The sequence below is a fragment of the Aeromonas sp. ANP5 genome, assembly GCF_963870295.1.
In the GTDB taxonomy this organism is placed as follows: domain Bacteria; phylum Pseudomonadota; class Gammaproteobacteria; order Enterobacterales; family Aeromonadaceae; genus Aeromonas; species Aeromonas veronii.
Window position 1 is genome coordinate 1 of sequence record NZ_CAWMRY010000059.1, and the last position, 16,475, is coordinate 16,475.

The window sequence follows — 16,475 nt, forward strand, 5'->3', positions numbered from 1 at the left end:
ACATCCATGTCCATGTCCATGTTGTTTACCGATATCAAACTGGTTGGATTTTTTTCCAATATCCCCCTTGAACTGGCCTTTGGCAAAAAAAATCAGGCGCATCACCGCGCAGGCTTTATCATCAGGTTGCCATCCCGGTACTAGCCGGACTCACAGCCGCACAGTGGCATGTCGTGGCCCAATATTGAGTAAATTGAAGTTGGCCGCTGCATTTTAATGCACTTACAATATGCGCCCAATTCTGTTGGATTCCTTCTGATGCTCCGCCAATGTGATCGTCTATTCCTGTTTCTCCTGCTACTGCTCTGGGGCGTGGCGGCGCACGCCATTACCAGTCTGAATGAAGATGAGTTTGATCTGTCTGAACGCGCCTGGCTGTCATCACACCAGGAGTTGGTCATCGGCATGCCGATGATGGGTGACCCTCCATACAGCTATAAGGATGCAGATCAACGTTTTACCGGCCCAGTCCCCGATATTGCGCAGCAGATTGCCAGAACGCTCGGGTTGACCCTGCGCTTCAAGGTTTACCCCTCCTACGTGGATGCGCTGACCGGGCTTGACCACGGCGCAATCGACATGCTGGTGAACGACCAGCCAAGCGAACAATGGCGATCCAATATTGTCTCCCTCCCGTTTTTGCTCTCCATGCCGCGCGGCGTGCTGCTCAACAATGGCAAAACGAAGTTGTCACGACAGGATGCCCATGGTTTGCATTGGGTATGTGTCACGGGAGTCAATGCTTGCAGTGAATTGAAAAAACTGGGATTTCCCCGTGTGACCGAGGCAGAGAGTCGCAGCGAAGCAGCCTTTATGCTCAAAAAGCGCATGGCTGACGCCTATCTTGCTGACATGCCGTCACTGGTGATGGTAAAAGATCAGCACCCCAAGGCTGGTTTCACCATTGCCACCCCGGAATGGGTAAGCGGCACGTCTCTCTCCATCAATATGCACAAGAGCGCCCCGGCACTGGTCAGCCTGGTGAGCAAGGCATTCAACGAGATACCGGTTGAAGATCGTCGGCATATGCTGGCCGCCACCACGACTCGCCAACATGCGGACTCAGGAGCGGTTAAGTCTGTCCCGTTTACCCCTGAGGAGCAGGAGTGGCTCAACCAGCATCCTGAGCTGACTTACGGCGTCTCCCCGGACTGGACCTCCATGAGCGAGTTCAATTACCGGGGCAGGCTGGTCGGTTATGTGGCGGACCTGATGGCGCTGATGCAGCAAGTCTCCGGGCTGAAGTTCTCTCTGGTTCGCACCAATAGCTGGGGGGAAACTCAGAACCTGCTGAAGTTGCGGCAGATCGATTTTATTCCGGCCATCTCCCCCAACCACGACCGCGGCCAGTTTGCGCTGTTCACCCCCGGCTATCTGTTTGTCGATCGGGTCGTTATTGCCCCCAAACGCAGTGCTGATATCACCGATCTCTCACTGCTGCGAGGGAAACGGGTCGGCATGGTGCATGGCTCGCTTGATAAAGATCTACTGACCCACATCGGCGCCCATCCGGTAGAGGTCAACAATGACAACCGCTTGCTGGAGCTGCTGGACACGGGCGATGCCGACTACGTGATGGTCACCCTGCCATCCATCAACAAGCGGGTGAGCGAACGCTATCAGGTGGTCTATGCCGGCAAAGACTTGCGCCTGCCGGTCGCCATGGCCACGCGCAAAGATCCCATGCTGCAGAGGATCCTCACCAAGGTGCTCTATTCGATACCGCCAGAGGAGCTCAATAAAGTGGAGAGACGCTGGCTCTCCATGAGCGTACAGACCGGCATCAATAACGAAACAGTGCTGTTCTGGTTCGTAATGAGCGGCGCCGCTGCCACCCTGCTGTTTACCCTGTTCTGGGCCTGGAACCGTACCCTGAAACGGGAGATCGTGCAGCGACAACGGGCCGAAAAGACGCTCAATGAACAGTTAGTGTTCGTCCAGACCCTGCTCGACTCCCTGCCCAATATGGTGGCGCTGCGGGATCGCGATCATCGCCTGACCCTCAGCAACCGGGCATACCGCGAGCTGTTTGTCGGTGATGGGGAAGAAGGTGATCGCTGGGGCTATATGACCGAGGACGAGCAGCAACAGATGCTGCGCGAGGAGCGTGCGGTCTGGGAAACCGGCGAGATCTTCCAAGGATCGGGTTATACCCAGCGCGAGGGGGATGTTCCCCTTCACGTGGTCTACGTCAAGTTGCCCTATCGCGCAGCAGACGGCGCGATTCAGGGGGTGCTGACGGTATTGACCGATGTCAGTGCCCTCAAGGCCGCCGAAAACAAGGTGCGGGAAGTGGAGGGCAGGCTGCGGGATATCACCGACAGCATGCCGGGTCTGGTTTATCAATATCTCTGGCAAGGGGCCGGCAAGGGGAAATTCCTCTATCTGTCCCAAGGCGCCAGCGACATTCTCGGGATGACCCACCAAGAGTTGATGGCAGCCGAGTCTGGCGGCGTGATCCTCGGCTTGAACGACGAGGCGTTGGCAACCTTTATCGATAAGGTGGCCAAACATGCGCAAACCCTTGAGCCGCTCGATATGGAGGTGCTGGTGCCCTCTGTTCAGGGGGAGCGCTATATCCAGATCCGCGGCAACTTTGTGGCGCAACAGGGCCATGATCGCCTGCTCAACGGCGTGGTGCAGGACATCACCGCCATCAAGCAACAGGAGCATGAGCTGCGTGAGGCGCGCGCCGCGGCCGAGCAGGCGATGCAGGCTCGCAGCCTTTTTCTGGCCACCATGAGCCATGAGCTGAGAACCCCCATCTCGGGCATGCACGGCATGCTGGAGCTGCTGCGCATGAGTGAGCTCAATGATGACCAGCGCTATCTGCTGCGCAATGTGGAGAGCTCGGCCAACCACCTGCTCTATCTGGTCAACGATATCCTCGACTTTTCCAAAATCGAGGCGGGTCAGCTGCACCTCAATCGCCAATCCTGCCGTCTGCAACCTGTGGTGTGCGACGTGATCCGCGGCCATGCCGCACTGGCCTACAGCAAGGGGCTGAAGGTCACGCTCCAGTGGGAGGATCAACTCCCCGACCTGGCCGATATCGATCCGGTCAGAGTGGGCCAGGTGGTTTCCAATCTGCTCAATAATGCGGTGAAGTTCACCGAGCAGGGCACCATTTCGATCCAGGTCAGCTGTCACGACCAGCAGCTGGTTATCGCGGTGACGGATACCGGCATCGGCATCGCCGAAGAGAAGCAAGCGCTGCTCTTTACCCCGTTCGAGCAGGTGGAATCCGATATCAATCGCCGCTTTGGTGGCACCGGTCTGGGCCTGGCCATCTGTGATCAGCTGGTGAAGAAGATGGGCGGCACCCTGACGGTCAAGAGCCAGCTCGGTGAAGGGGCCTGTTTCCGCTTCAGCATCCCGCTGCTCAATGGCCTGTGGGAACCACCCGCACTGGCGGGCAGCGAATGGTGGTGGCTGGGTAGCGATGCCGCCTTGCAGGCCACCATGGCACGGCTCGGCGCCCGGTTGAGCCCCCTCGATATCCACCAGCTCACCGCCGATCTCGACGGCCTGCTGTTGGCGGAAGAGGCCTCGCTGGAGTCCAACATGGGGAGCGATTGGCACACCTTGCTGCAGTCCGGCACCCTCAAGGGGGTCATCCTCTCCCCCCGCGAAGCGTTGCGAGGACGCATGGGCTCGGAGAACTGGTGGCGCCTCGGCCAATCCCCCCTCTATCCGGATCTGTTGCTCGAAAGCTGCCGCGAGCTGATCACCGGGCGAGCCGTGACCACCCATGCCGCCAGCATCGAAAAACTGGGCGGGCGAGTACTGGTCGCCGATGACCATCTGGTCAATCGCGCCCTGCTGACCCGTCAGCTGGCGATTCTGGGGGTGGAGTGCGAGGTAGTGGAAGATGGCGAGAAGGCGTTGCACGCCTGGAAAACCCGGGATTTCGCCCTGCTGATCACCGACTGCCACATGCCGCACATGGATGGCTACACCCTGACCCGCCACCTGCGGGAACAAGGGGAGCAGGCCCCCATCATCGGCGTTACCGCCGATACCTCGGAGGAGGCGGCAGCCAATATGACAGCAGCCGGCATGAACGGCATGCTGTGCAAACCCTATTCGCTGGAGTCACTGCGCCAGATGCTGCTGCGGTGGTTGCCCGCGACTACGATCACAGAGAGAGTGCCCGCTCGACAGGCCATCAATCTCGACATGATCGGTCGCTGGCAAGATCTGTTTGGCGATGAAGAGATTGCCAAAAGCATGGCAAGGGAGTATCTGGCCTCCAACCGGAAAGATTGCCACGCTATGATGAGCGCGCTCTCCTCCGATGATAGCCAGGAGCTGGTGGAGATCGCCCACCGCATCAAAGGGGCAGCCAGAATGGTCGGGGAGCTCTCCCTGGCCGAGCAGGCGGCGCAACTGGAATCGGCGGCCCGCCTCAAACAGTTGAGCGAGCTCGCGCTGCTGACACAGAGAGTGGAAGAACAGATGAACAATATTGAACGTGAAATGGGATTGTGGCTCGATGAGTAGAACGGCAGACGAGTTGGTCATCATGGTAGTCGAGGATCACGGGTTTCAACGCAAGACCCTGATGCACCAGATCCGGGCGCTCGGTTATCAGCAACTACTGGAGGCCGCAGACGGCATCGAAGCCCTGGCGCTGTGCCAGAGCCACACTGTCGACATCCTGTTCTGCGATCTGCGGATGCCCGGCATGGATGGCATGGCGCTGCTGCGCCGCCTCTCGCTGGGTGGCTTTCGGGGCGGCATCATCCTCTCCAGCGCGCTGGAAGATGACGTGGTGGAGGCCGTGCTGCGCATGAGCGCGGCCTATGGTCTCCATGTGCTGGGTCGCATCGAGAAACCCTCCAGCCCGCAGCGGCTGCGCCAGTTGATCGACTCCTGGGCACCCAAGTCGGCCCCGTCCGGCAAAGAGGATGGTCTCACCCTCTCGGTGGACGAGCTCAAACGCGCCCTCGACAACGACCAGCTGTTGCCCTGGTATCAACCCAAGGTCGGCTTTGCGTCCGGCCAGTGGGTGGGGATGGAGGCGCTGGCCCGCTGGCAGCATCCGGAATATGGGCTGATCTCCCCCGGCATGTTTATCCCGCTGGCGGAAAATAACGGCCTTATCGATCAGCTGACCGATGTCATCATCAACAAGTCGCTGCAGGATTGCCATCTGTGGGGCCAGACCGGTCTCTCCCTCAATCTGTCGATGAATCTCTCAACCACCTCGCTGATCGAGGGAGATCTCTGCCACTTCCTGATCAACCAGTGCCAGCGCTGGGGCGTCAATCCCGAGCTGATCATCCTGGAGGTGACCGAAAGCTCGTTTGTCGAGGATATCGGCAAGGCACTGGAGGTGCTGACACGACTGCGGATGCACGGCTTTGGCCTCTCCATCGATGACTTCGGTACCGGCTACTCCTCGATGCAGCAGCTGGCGCTGCTGCCGTTTACCGAGCTCAAACTTGATCGATCTTTTGTCGATCGCTGCTATGCCGACCCCTCCCGTCTGGCCATCATCGAATCGAGCATCGAGCTGGCACGCAAGCTGGGGCTGAAATCAGTCGCCGAAGGGGTGGAAGATGTGCAGACCTGGCAACTGCTGGCCAAGCTGGGGTGCGATATCTGCCAGGGCTTCTTTACCGCCCGCCCTATGCCACGCAGCGAACTGCAGCACTGGCACCAGATCTGGCAAGCCCGACTGCCGACCCTGATATCCGGATGATCTCCTGCGACCAACCCTTTGGGCCAACAGCGCACCGACCGGTAACGTGAATGGCCGCCTTGGAAAAGGTGGCCATTTTCTTTGTGTCGGGCTCACCACTCACGCATGCCCGCCCCCTCTCCAGCAACCGCCTATCCAGCCGAGTGCCACCTACCCCCTTTGCTCTGCATGCCTTCATCAGAGTCACCATTTATGCAAAATAAGTTGCATCACAAATGGTGCTACTGGCGGATAACGTCTACCACGAGCGAGAGCAGCCTCTCTTCTACCAGACGCATAAACTGACAATAAGACAATGAATCTCCTGCTTTAACAGGAATAATTCTCAACGATGCGCCGTGCCGATGAGGTAGACAAGACAATCTGAAATCGTTTTCTCTTTTGAACAATAAGCTGTCTAAAATCAAATAAAGTTGTAAATAATCTTTGTTATGGTGAGCGTATAGCAAGCGGCCTCCCTGTCGCTTCCCCTGCTGGCTCCGCCAGATGCAGCATTTTCTGCGCCTTGAAAGCGAGTTTATGACGCCATGATCACCATCACCCTCGATGGGGCTCAGTTGACGGTTGACCCGACCAAAACCCTGCTCCAGATAGCCAAACAGCACCAGACTGATATCCCCTCCCTGTGCGGTGACAACACCAGCGGCCCCAAGACCCCCTGCGACCTCTGCGTGGTTGAAATTACCGGTCTCGGCATCCGCCGCGCCTGCGAGACGCGCCCCGAGGCAGGGATGGTGATCACCAGCCAAAGCGATGCCCTACGCGCCCACCGCCAGCAGGCGCTCGGCCGCATCCTCGCAGATCACTACGCCGATTGCGAAGCCCCCTGCCAGCGCGCCTGTCCGGCCGGGGTGGACATTCAATCCTATCTGCACCATATCGCCATGGGGGATCACGAAGCGGCGATGGCCGTCATCAAGCAGACCCTGCCGATGCCCCTCTCCATCGGCCGGGTCTGCCCCGCCTTTTGTGAGGCACAGTGCCGCCGCGCGCTGGTGGATGAACCGCTCGCCATTCGTCAGCTCAAACGCCACGCCGCCGATCTCGATCTGGCCGAGATTGCCCCCTATCAACCGGCAAAGAAGCCCGCCAAGGGCAAGCGGGTGGCCATTATTGGCAGCGGCCCGGGTGGCCTCACCTGCGGTTACTATCTGGGTTACGAGGGGTTCGAGGTCGATCTGTTCGAGGCGATGCCCGAAGCGGGTGGCTGGCTGCGCTACGGCATCCCCGAATACCGGCTGCCCAAGGCGATCCTCGATCAGGAGATCGCCCTGATGTGCCAAAGCGGCATGCGGATCCACACCAAGCAGCGACTGGGCCACCAGCTCACCCTCTCGGCGCTGTGCCGCGACTATGATGCGGTCTGTCTGGCGGTTGGCGCTTCCAAGGCGGTGCCGATGGATTACCCGGGCAGCACCCTGGCCGGTTGTTATCTCGGGGTCGATTACCTCAAGGATCGGATGCTGGCCAAGCGGCTCACCACCGGCAAGAGGGTTGCGGTGATCGGGGGTGGTAATACCGCGATCGACTGCGCCCGCACGGCGGTCAGGCTGGGCGCTGAAACCACCCTTATCTATCGCCGCACCCGCGCCGAGATGCCCGCCGAAGCCTACGAAATCGACGAAGCGGAGCAGGAAGGGGTGCGCTTTTTGATGCTCACCAATCCGGTAGAGAATCTGGCCGATGAGGCTGGTCGCGTCTGTCAGGTACGCCTCGAGAAGATGGCTCTCGGCGAGCCAGACGCCTCCGGTCGCCGCCGCCCGGAGCCCACCGGCGAGTTCTTCCTTGAAGAGTTTGATACCGTGATTGCGGCAGTGTCGCAGCAGCCGGATCTCAGCTTTATGGAAGGGGAGCCCCTCAGCCTCCCCTTCACCCGCTGGCAGACTTTAGAGTCCCACCCCGAGACCATGCACAGCGGCCACGGCAACCTGTTCGCCATAGGCGATCTGCGCCGCGGGCCCGCCACCGCCATCGAAGCGGTCGCCGATGGTCGCAAGGCCGCGCTGGCCATCGACCAGTTCCTTCACGGTGACATGATCGATCCGGTGCGGCCCTTCAACGCCTGCAAGGCACCCACACTCAAGCAGGTCGATCCCGCCCAGTTTGCTCACCTGAAAGAAATCGCCCGCACCATCATGCCCCATCTGGCAGATAAGGAGCGCGAAGGGAGCTTTGCCGAGGTAGAGCGTGGCTTAAATGACAGCGATGCCCGCAACGAAGCCAGCCGCTGCCTAGAGTGTGGCTGTCAGGCCAACACCAAGTGTGCACTGCGCGACTACGCCACCGAATACAAGGTCGAGCAGAGTGCTCTCGACACCAGCCAGTGCCAGAAGTTTGCAGTGGATAACAGCAGCGAATTTATCGTGTTCGATGCCAACCGCTGCATCGGCTGCGGTCAGTGCGTGCAGACCTGTGGCGAACAGGCGGTACAAGGGGTGCTGCGCTTTGCCAAGAACAGCGATGGCACCCTCTCGAACCGCCCGCAGTTCGACACGGGACTCTCGATGGGCGACTCCCACTGCGTGCAGTGCGGCGCCTGTGTACAGGTCTGCCCCACCGGCGCCCTGGTGGATGCCCGCGACAAGTCGCAGGGGCGCACCGAGCTGCTCACGCCGGTCAATACCATTTGCACCTACTGCGGGGTCGGCTGCGGTGTCACCCTCTACGTCGATGAGGCGAACAACCGCATCCGCTATGTGGAGGGGAATCGCAACTCGCCGGTCAATCAGGGGCTGCTCTGCGTCAAGGGGCGCTTCGGCTTTGACTTTATTCAGAGCGAGGAGCGCCTCACCACGCCGCTTGTCCGCAAAGATGGCAAGCTGGTGCCCGCCAGCTGGCAGGAGGCCATCGCCTTGGTCGCCGAGCGCTTCACCGCCCTGCGCCAGCGCTATGGCAGCGATGCACTGGCGGGTTTCTCGTCGGCCAAAACCACCAACGAAGAGAACTACCTGTTCCAGAAGTTCATGCGCCGGGAGCTGGGCACCAACAACGTGGATCACTGCGCGCGGCTCTGCCACGCCTCAACCGTCACAGGGCTGGAGGCGTCACTCGGCAGCGGCGCCATGACCAACGACATCCCGAGCATTGATCACTCGGATCTCATCTTCATCATCGGCTCCGATACCTCGGCGGCCCACCCCATCATCGGCTCCCATATCAAGCGGGCCGTCACCACGGGCAAGGCGCGGCTGGTAGTGGCCGATCCCAAGCGGATCGAGATGGCGGACCATGCCAGCCTCTATCTGGCCCACCGCCCCGGCACCGATGTGATGCTGCTCAACGGCCTGATGCAGCAGATCATCCAGCACGGCTGGCACGACAAGGCCTATATCGCCGCACGAGTAGAAGGGTTCGAGGCGCTGCAAGCGGAGGTGCTCTCCCCCGCTTATGCACCAGACAAGGTAGCCCTCGTCACCGGCGTACCGGCCGAGCAGGTGATCGAGCTCGCCCGCCTCATCGGCACCGCCGAGCGCACCGCCATCTACTACTCCATGGGGATCACCCAGCACACCACCGGCCACGACAACGTGCGGGCCATCGCCAACCTGCAACTGCTGTGCGGCAACATCGGCATCGAAGGGGGTGGCATCAACCCGCTGCGGGGCCAATCCAACGTGCAGGGTGCCTGTGACATGGGGGCGCTGCCCAACTGCCTGCCCGGCTATCAGAAGGTGGCCGACCCAGAGGTGCATGCCCGCTTCGCCACCACCTGGCAGCAGCCAGAGTTGCCGCGCACGCCCGGCCTCACTCTTACCGAGACCATCGATGCCACCTGTGCGGGCAGCATCAAGGGGCTCTATGTAATGGGGGAGAACCCGGTGCTGAGCGATCCGGATCAGCATCACGTCATCGAGGGGCTCAAGCAGCTGGAGTTTCTGGTGGTGCAGGATATCTTCCTCTCCGAAACTGCCCAGCTGGCCGATGTGGTTCTCCCCTCCTGCTCCTTTGCCGAGAAGAGCGGCCACTTCACCAACACCGAGCGGCGGGTACAGCGCATCACCCCCGCCCTCAAGGCGCCGGGCGAGGCGCGGGAGGACTGGTGGATCATCCAGCAGATCGCCAACGCCATGGGCGGCGACTGGCGCTATCAGAATGCGCAGGAGATCACCGCCGAGATCTGCCAAGTCACCCCGCAATACGCCGGCATCCAGTGGGACAAGGTGGGAGCACAAGGGCTACAGTGGCCCTGCAACGATGCGGCGCCCGAAGGCACTCGCCTGCTCCACGGCAAGCAGTTCACCCGTGGCAAGGGGGAGATGGTCGCGACCCCGTTCCGCTATGCCGCCGAACTGCCCGACGAGACCTATCCCATCGTGCTCACTACCGGCCGCCTGCTGGAGCAGTTCCACACCGGCACCATGACCCGCAAGACCAAGGGGCTCGACAAGCTGGCTGGCCCGCGGGTGATGATGAGCGTGGTGGATGCGCAGCGGTTGGGCATCAGCAACAGTGAGCGGGTGAAGGTCACCAGCCGCCGCGGCCATATCGAACTGCCCGCCTTCGTGACCAAACGGATGCAACCGGGTGTAGTCTTTATCCCGTTCCACTTCGCCGAAGCCCCGGCCAACCGGCTCACCATCAATGCCACCGACCCCCACGCCAAAATCCCCGAGTTCAAGGTAGCTGCGGTGCGCATCGACAAGCTGGAATCCCCGTCGCAAACTGGAGAGCTCTCCATGCAGAAGGAGCCAGCCAAGCCAGACATCGAGGTTGCCTGAGAGGAATAGCAAAACCTGCGTAGCCGCCTGCCGGGAGGGTTGGACCGCTGCCCCTTCCCCTTTGGGGTTGCGATAGCAAAAGAGGGGGATGAGAAGAGTCACCAGCCAGAAAGCACAAAGGGTTAGCTTCACCGAGAAGCTAACCCTTTGTTTTATATGGTGCCGATAAGGGGAATCGAACTCCTGACCTTCGCATTACGAAGTCAATAAACTCACGTTTAATCCTGTCTTGACAAATCCAACAAATAAATTCATTCACTTTAAATTCAATGGCTTAAGCATTCTTCGAATTCACTCTTGTCCAACGACATACAACCCTATACGATGCCAAATGTGGTACCCCATGTGGTACCCCACTACGAGGTTTTAGGATGATTTCTCAAGATCGACAAGTCGCGGCAGCAGAGCTTAAAGAAGGTGCAACCGCAACCCGATTTTCTATCAGCTCTAAACATGGTAACGGGTTATCACTCGAGGTTCGGGCCGGTAAGCAAAAACGCTTCGTGTATAGATTTAGGCTACTTGGCAAGCAACAAACCATGGTACTTGGACTATACCCTGCGATGGGACTTGCTCAAGCTCGTGAACGACATTGTGTTGCGGTGGGACAAGTCAAACAGGGCATCGATCCCCGTCAGGTTGTTGCAGAAGCTAAACAAAAGAACGAACAGATGCTCGTGCTTGATGAACTGTTTGAGCAATGGCTTAGCCACAAAGCCAGCGTAAAACGCCGTGATGGCGTTCGATCAGAGATTAGCCTTCGAACCGTCACTGATTATCGTCGAATCTACCAAGCACACTTGCAAAAGGTCCTTGGTAAATATCGAGTTTGCGATATCACCATGGCCGTCCTCCACCAACACTATCAGAAGCTACAGAAGGTCTCTCTGGAAGGGCTTCGCAAAGCAATGGGGATAATGAACCAGGTGATGGAGGAGGCTATGCGACGACAGCTTATCGAGATGAGCCCCACGTTGGCACTCAAACCCAAAGTTTACAATGCGACCCCCAATCCACCTCGAGAGCGTTGGCTACCAATCTCTGAATTACGAGCCTTGTGGCATGCATTAGAAGAGGGCGTTGAAGGTGGCGGAGCGTTAACAGCTGGTGGCCGTGGCATTGCTACGACTTCTGTTCTTTCTGGAAGTGTCGCCAATGCAATTAAAATCGTCATATTGAGCGCGGTTCGTCGAGGTGAAGTGACATCGATGCAGTGGGCACACTTGGATGGTGATCGCTGGACGATTCCGGAAACCAAAAATGGGCGTTCGCACGTGGTGACCTTGTCGCCTTTGGCTCAGGAAATCATTTCAGAGCAGCGAATGATAACCTCCTCTACCAGTCCATATGTGTTCGAATCGACGACGAAGCTGGGTCATGCCATCACTGGTGACGCACTTATGCGCGCCCTTGACCGGCTACAGAAGCGTAAGCTGGCTGAACTTGAGCCTTTTAGCGTACACGACCTGCGGCGCAGTGTTGCAAACTGCTGTGGTATTGAACTTGGTGCAGGACCTCTAGAGATAGAGCATATGCTGAACCACCAGATCAGTGACAAACTCCTGCGAACTTATCAGGCGGGCGCTTTACGTAACCCTGAAAAACTGAGGAGTTTATTTCTTCGGTGGGGGGATATTGTGAAACATCAAATAGCCCAACATGAAGTAGAAAAATCACCTGATGTTATGGGGAACGTAATCCAAGGGACATTCGGTAAACGCTGAGTTTTCAGCTCGTTCAGACCCAAGAAGGAAGCGGCCGATGGCCGCTTCCTTCTATGAGCCCATTTAGCCTGATATGCTACGCAGCCACCTGATTGACATAAAGCTGATGCGGCGCATTACCTGTCAGGTGGTCTGCTGCAGGTGATCCTGATAGACCTTCTGCCACTTGGCATACTCAGCTTTATAGCCCTATCCCGCTTTCAGCCTATGGAACTAGGGAAGGTGCGAACATCATCACCATTTAAAATGCAAAATTAGGTGCGGAATGACGGGTGCAAGTCTCTCAACTGGCTTAAATGTCCGATATGTTATTGGAGTATTTACCACGACCTTCATCTGTATTACCTCCTCATGACTATAATTTAATTACCCATTAAAAAACCGGCATAATGCCGGTGTAAATACATGGCTATATAGTTATTTTTTACCGATTTTTTTCAAGTTCGTGAACTATCCTTCGTTCAATTTGCACTGCCGGCCAAATAATATACTCTTCATAATCATGGCAATTGGAGTCATCCATAGGTATCTCTACCCCTCCTTTCCAAATCGAGCGATTATCTCGAGGACCAATAAGAAAAGTGATTCCACTATAATGTGAATCTCTTTCCTTTTCGTAATCAGTTGAGCCAACCAACCTCCACCTTTTCTTTTTAATAGCTTCGCCAGCGACGGCAACGGGATTGAAAAGGCGAGAAGAATTAACGATTTCAGAAATGGACGTTTCTATGCCACCTTGAATATTAAACACTTCGATGATAAGGCCGCTCCCCCCTCTATCCTCAATAATTCTAGCAAAACAGAATGTCATTCCCTCCTTAGTGAAATCATAGCGAGAAAAACTTTTCAGCCCACTAACATCCGTCAAAAACAACGGAATTGAGTATACATTACCAGCTTTCATTACACCCTCTTATTATTTGTTAGTCGCATCCATTTTTCTTTGGCTTATTAATATCAAGCTTAGCCTTTTCATACTCAGCATTGAATGCCTTACCTCTATCATCAGTCCTAGACTTATCGAATGAGTTATATTTATTTCCCCTATTGGTAGAGCTTATCTCCTCACCAATATTACCTGTCTTAGTACCATAATGTTCTATGTATGCTTGCTCATGCCCTCTAGCCTCTGCAAACGTAACATTATCTTTTAGTATTTCTTGTCGTCCAGTGAATTCATCAAACCGGCCGGTTTTGGTATGTTCTTCCAAGCGCCTTGACGCATCATTTGAAATGCCAATATAGTATGGTTTGTCTGCCCCTTGGTCATATAAGCCATACACGGAGAAACCACCTTGGTTTAATGGCGTTAATCGGCGTTGTTGCCTAAATCGATGCAGTTTGAAGGGAACTTACTGAGGACTCGGAGATCTGATCACCACCATCCTCTTCAAGTTTGCATCATGGGCGCCGAGGTCGCAGCCAGCTTTACACCGACCAGACCATCTGTACCTTCCTGATGCTCAAGGGGATTTTCAACCTCACTCTGCGGGCCACTCAGGGACTACTAGACTCCCTGTTCGAGTTGATGAATGTACCGTTGTGCGCACCGGACTATAGCTGCGTCAGCAAGCGAGCACGCTCGGTGACTGTGGCTTATCGACAGCCCCCAAAGGAACGTATTACCGACTTGGTTATCGACTCAACCGGGCTCAAGGTGTTTGGGGAAGGCGAGTGGAAGGTCAGAAAACACGGTTCGGAGAAGCGGCGAGTGTGGCGCAAGTTGCATCTGGCGGTAGACCCGGTGACCCACGATATCGTGGCGGCGGAAGTCTCACTGGAAAATGTCCATGATGCCGAGGTGTTGCCCACCTTGCTCAACCCTCTGCGGCGTAAGCTGGGACATGTTTATGCGGATGGTGCCTATGACAGCAAAGCCAGCCATCAGCTTATCTCGCGCAAAGGGGCGACAGCCTGTATCCCGCCTCGTAAGAGCGCGGGGTTATGGAAAAAGGGGCATCCAAGAAATGAGGCCGTGCTAGTGATGCGCAAGAAAGGGCTGGCGCACTGGAAGAAGATATCGGGGTATCACCGTCGCTCGCTGGCAGAGACGGCGATGTATCGGCTCAAGCAATTGCTGGCGGGGAAAATCAGTCTGCGTAACTACAACGGCCAAGTGGGAGAAGTCATGGCGTATGTTAGCGCCATAAACAAGCTGAATACCCTTGGTCTACCTGTCAGAAAGCCCCGAGTGTAGCGGTCACCAGGGGCTGGGGCAGTTGCTGCTTGATGGTTGATTTGGGAAACAACGCCGCGTTAATCCTAACGGATCCACCCACTCTAACGGATTATGCACATACCCCTGTGGCCTCAGCCCTCCTGCAAAACCTATCGGGTCTGGCGAGATATATTGCCCCAACTCAGGGTCAAAGTAACGGTGCCGGTTGTAGTAAAGCCCCGTCTCCTGGTCATAGAGCTGACCCTGATAGCGCAACTCACAGTAGGTCTCTTCGTTGGCCGCATCCCCAAGGAAGCGCCTGAGCGGTTGAGGGATGGCATCTGCGCGATAGTTGCCCCACAGCCGTTGTTCACCGCGCCAGAGGATGTCACCAGCTTCGCTGCACAGCTCGCGGGCGGTACCCGCCACGTCCGTCACGATATAGTGCAGACGCTCGCCCTGTTCACCAGCTTCCCACTGGGCCAGCGGCCTGAAGCTGCCCGGCTCATAGACCCACTGCACCTGACGGGCGGCGTTGCCATCGGCCCGGTAGCTTTGTTGCTGCACCAGCTGATCACCGTCCCAGCGATAGTGGACGCGGGTTATCGCGGTGAGTTGGCTCACCTGACCCTCCCGCTCCTTGCCGATACGCCGACCAAAGGGGTCGTAGCGGTAACGCCAGCGGCTACCATCGGGCAAGATGACCCGTTGCAGGCGGTCAAAGCCATCCCACTCAAATTGAGTGGTCTGGGGCCGGAAACCGGGGCGTGATACCACCTTCTCACAGAGCCGCCCGCACTTGTCGTAGCGGTATTGATTGGGCCCTATCTGGCTGACCCGGCCCGCAGCGTCATAACGGCGCAGGGGCTCGGTCTGAGCCTGCTGGCTTGATAGCGGTTGCCCATCGCTGGGCAGAATATGGGAGAGCTCGCAGAGGTTCAGTTCGCTGTCATAGCCAAACAGCCGGGCCTGACGCTCGTGGCCACGCTTGCTACGCTCGGCCACCACCTAACCGTTAACATTGATCTTCCTGCTCTGTTAGCTCAGTGACGGTAAAAAAACACCGGCAATATACCGGTGTAAGGCGATAACTAGATCTGTACACTTTGCCGTTAATCACAGACGGGTATTAAATCAATACCATTTAGACCTATAAGTGCCTCGCTCACGTCATCATTAATGATGATATAACCATTCTTTTCTTTGAGGGAAAAAATTTTTGCGCCACTTACCCTTTCCTTATTTATAACCAAGCGATCTATTACCATGAATGTTTTTGGACCGAATTTTTTATATGAAATATCGGATCGCTCCATATCAACGCACTCATATTTATCCAAAACAAAAAAAGCATAAAACCTATTATTAAAAGCCCCATTGGAGTCGGATATTATTGTAGGAATGAACTCAACATTCACGCCTTTTAGCCCAGATAGTGCATCAACAAAACGTTGACTCACCAGTAAAGGCCCTAGTGTGGGAAGGATATCATAGCAATGCATTTTATCATCTATCACATCTACTTCATAAAAAAACAAAGAACAACCGGCACTCTTTCCACTTAAGACCTCATAATAGGAGATTTCATTTTTTTCAGAAAACTCAAAGCATATATCCCTATGGTAAAAACTATTCATTTTATAAAACATACCCCCCCCTTCTCATTTATCCACAACATACCTTACCTCTTCTGAGTCCCTGCCTTGTATCCCTCCTCAAGTCATCAATAGCTTCAGAGTACTGTTTCTGTGTCCACCCTTCCTCTTTTCCAACGGAGTATATCTCATCCAGCTGCTCCCTCATGCTTATATTGTATTCAGAGTGGGATTTATTCCAACCATTATGAATACTGCGAACATCATGTACACTTCTGTCCTTGGGTAAGTAAATCAAGTTCTTAGGTGCATCGATATCAAATCCCGCAGCTTTCAAGGCCGGGTGATTCCCCATGGAACGAGGTATTACATGGTGATTTTGGTATCCATTAATGGTTGGCATATTTGTGTAACTCCAACCAGAGGCTGGCCTTCCTTTTCCTAAAACCAACCCCAGTGGATCTACCCACTCCAGCGGGTTATGCACATATCCCTGTGGCCTAAGCCCTCCCGAAAAACCTATCGGATCTGGCGAGATATATTGCCCCGACTCCGGGTCAAAGTAACGGTGTC

Annotated in this window: 9 protein-coding genes and 1 pseudogene; 5 read left to right on the top strand and 5 right to left on the bottom strand. The window is 56.2% G+C overall.

From position 1 onward, the window contains the following. Positions 1 to 258: 258 nt before the first annotated feature. The 4 genes from AACT07_RS21445 (at position 259) to AACT07_RS21460 (ending at position 12,149) form a co-directional block, all read left to right on the top strand. Positions 259 to 4,503, top strand: coding sequence for an ATP-binding protein (locus tag AACT07_RS21445; RefSeq protein WP_069529967.1), 4,245 nt, complete (start codon positions 259 to 261; stop codon positions 4,501 to 4,503). Next, entirely contained in the window at positions 4,496 to 5,707 is a 1,212-nt protein-coding gene (locus tag AACT07_RS21450) for an EAL domain-containing response regulator (protein ID WP_069529969.1), read from the top strand. Before AACT07_RS21445 ends, AACT07_RS21450 begins: the two co-directional genes overlap by 8 nt. A 527-nt stretch (positions 5,708 to 6,234) precedes the next feature. Continuing rightward, a complete protein-coding gene (gene fdhF / locus AACT07_RS21455; RefSeq protein ID WP_069529970.1) occupies positions 6,235 to 10,425 on the top strand; it encodes a formate dehydrogenase subunit alpha in 4,191 nt (1,396 codons plus the stop codon). Between the two features lie 371 nt (positions 10,426 to 10,796). Next, positions 10,797 to 12,149, top strand: a complete 1,353-nt coding sequence (locus tag AACT07_RS21460; RefSeq protein ID WP_069529971.1) for a tyrosine-type recombinase/integrase — start codon at positions 10,797 to 10,799, stop codon at positions 12,147 to 12,149. A 424-nt stretch (positions 12,150 to 12,573) separates the two neighbouring features. Here the strand turns inward: AACT07_RS21460 and AACT07_RS21465 are convergent, their stop codons facing one another. Together AACT07_RS21465 and AACT07_RS21470 are read right to left on the bottom strand one after the other, a co-directional pair. After that, a complete protein-coding gene (locus tag AACT07_RS21465) occupies positions 12,574 to 13,053 on the bottom strand; it encodes an Imm26 family immunity protein (protein WP_069529972.1) in 480 nt (159 codons plus the stop codon). A 19-nt stretch (positions 13,054 to 13,072) separates the two neighbouring features. Further along, positions 13,073 to 13,432, bottom strand: coding sequence for a hypothetical protein (locus tag AACT07_RS21470; RefSeq protein WP_139123918.1), 360 nt, complete (start codon positions 13,430 to 13,432; stop codon positions 13,073 to 13,075). 116 nt (positions 13,433 to 13,548) lie between these two features. Here AACT07_RS21470 and AACT07_RS21475 point away from each other — a divergent pair. Then, a pseudogene (locus AACT07_RS21475) lies at positions 13,549 to 14,346 on the top strand (IS5 family transposase); the annotation flags it as partial. Positions 14,347 to 14,349: 3 nt separating this feature from the next. On the opposite strand, the gene AACT07_RS21480 reads toward AACT07_RS21475, so the two are convergent. The 3 genes from AACT07_RS21480 to AACT07_RS21490 all read right to left on the bottom strand — a co-directional run. Then, positions 14,350 to 15,312: an RHS repeat domain-containing protein gene (locus AACT07_RS21480; RefSeq protein WP_253182288.1), complete on the bottom strand. Its 963-nt coding sequence runs from the start codon at positions 15,310 to 15,312 to the stop codon at positions 14,350 to 14,352. Positions 15,313 to 15,419: 107 nt separating this feature from the next. Next, positions 15,420 to 15,956, bottom strand: coding sequence for an imm11 family protein (locus AACT07_RS21485; protein WP_069529974.1), 537 nt, complete (start codon positions 15,954 to 15,956; stop codon positions 15,420 to 15,422). Between the two features lie 16 nt (positions 15,957 to 15,972). Beyond that, positions 15,973 to 16,475 (bottom strand): AHH domain-containing protein (locus AACT07_RS21490; protein WP_171903440.1); only part of this gene is annotated, 503 nt, incomplete at its 5' end.

What these genes read in the sequence shown, in the direction of transcription:
- AACT07_RS21445 (WP_069529967.1), top strand. Translation starts at nt 259, where the DNA reads ATGCTCCGCCAATGTGATCGTCTATTCCTGTTTCTCCTGCTACTGCTC.
- AACT07_RS21450 (WP_069529969.1), top strand. Translation starts at nt 4,496, where the DNA reads ATGAGTAGAACGGCAGACGAGTTGGTCATCATGGTAGTCGAGGATCAC.
- fdhF (WP_069529970.1), top strand. Translation starts at nt 6,235, where the DNA reads ATGATCACCATCACCCTCGATGGGGCTCAGTTGACGGTTGACCCGACC.
- AACT07_RS21460 (WP_069529971.1), top strand. Translation starts at nt 10,797, where the DNA reads ATGATTTCTCAAGATCGACAAGTCGCGGCAGCAGAGCTTAAAGAAGGT.
- AACT07_RS21465 (WP_069529972.1), bottom strand. Translation starts at nt 13,053, where the DNA reads ATGAAAGCTGGTAATGTATACTCAATTCCGTTGTTTTTGACGGATGTT.
- AACT07_RS21485 (WP_069529974.1), bottom strand. Translation starts at nt 15,956, where the DNA reads ATGTTTTATAAAATGAATAGTTTTTACCATAGGGATATATGCTTTGAG.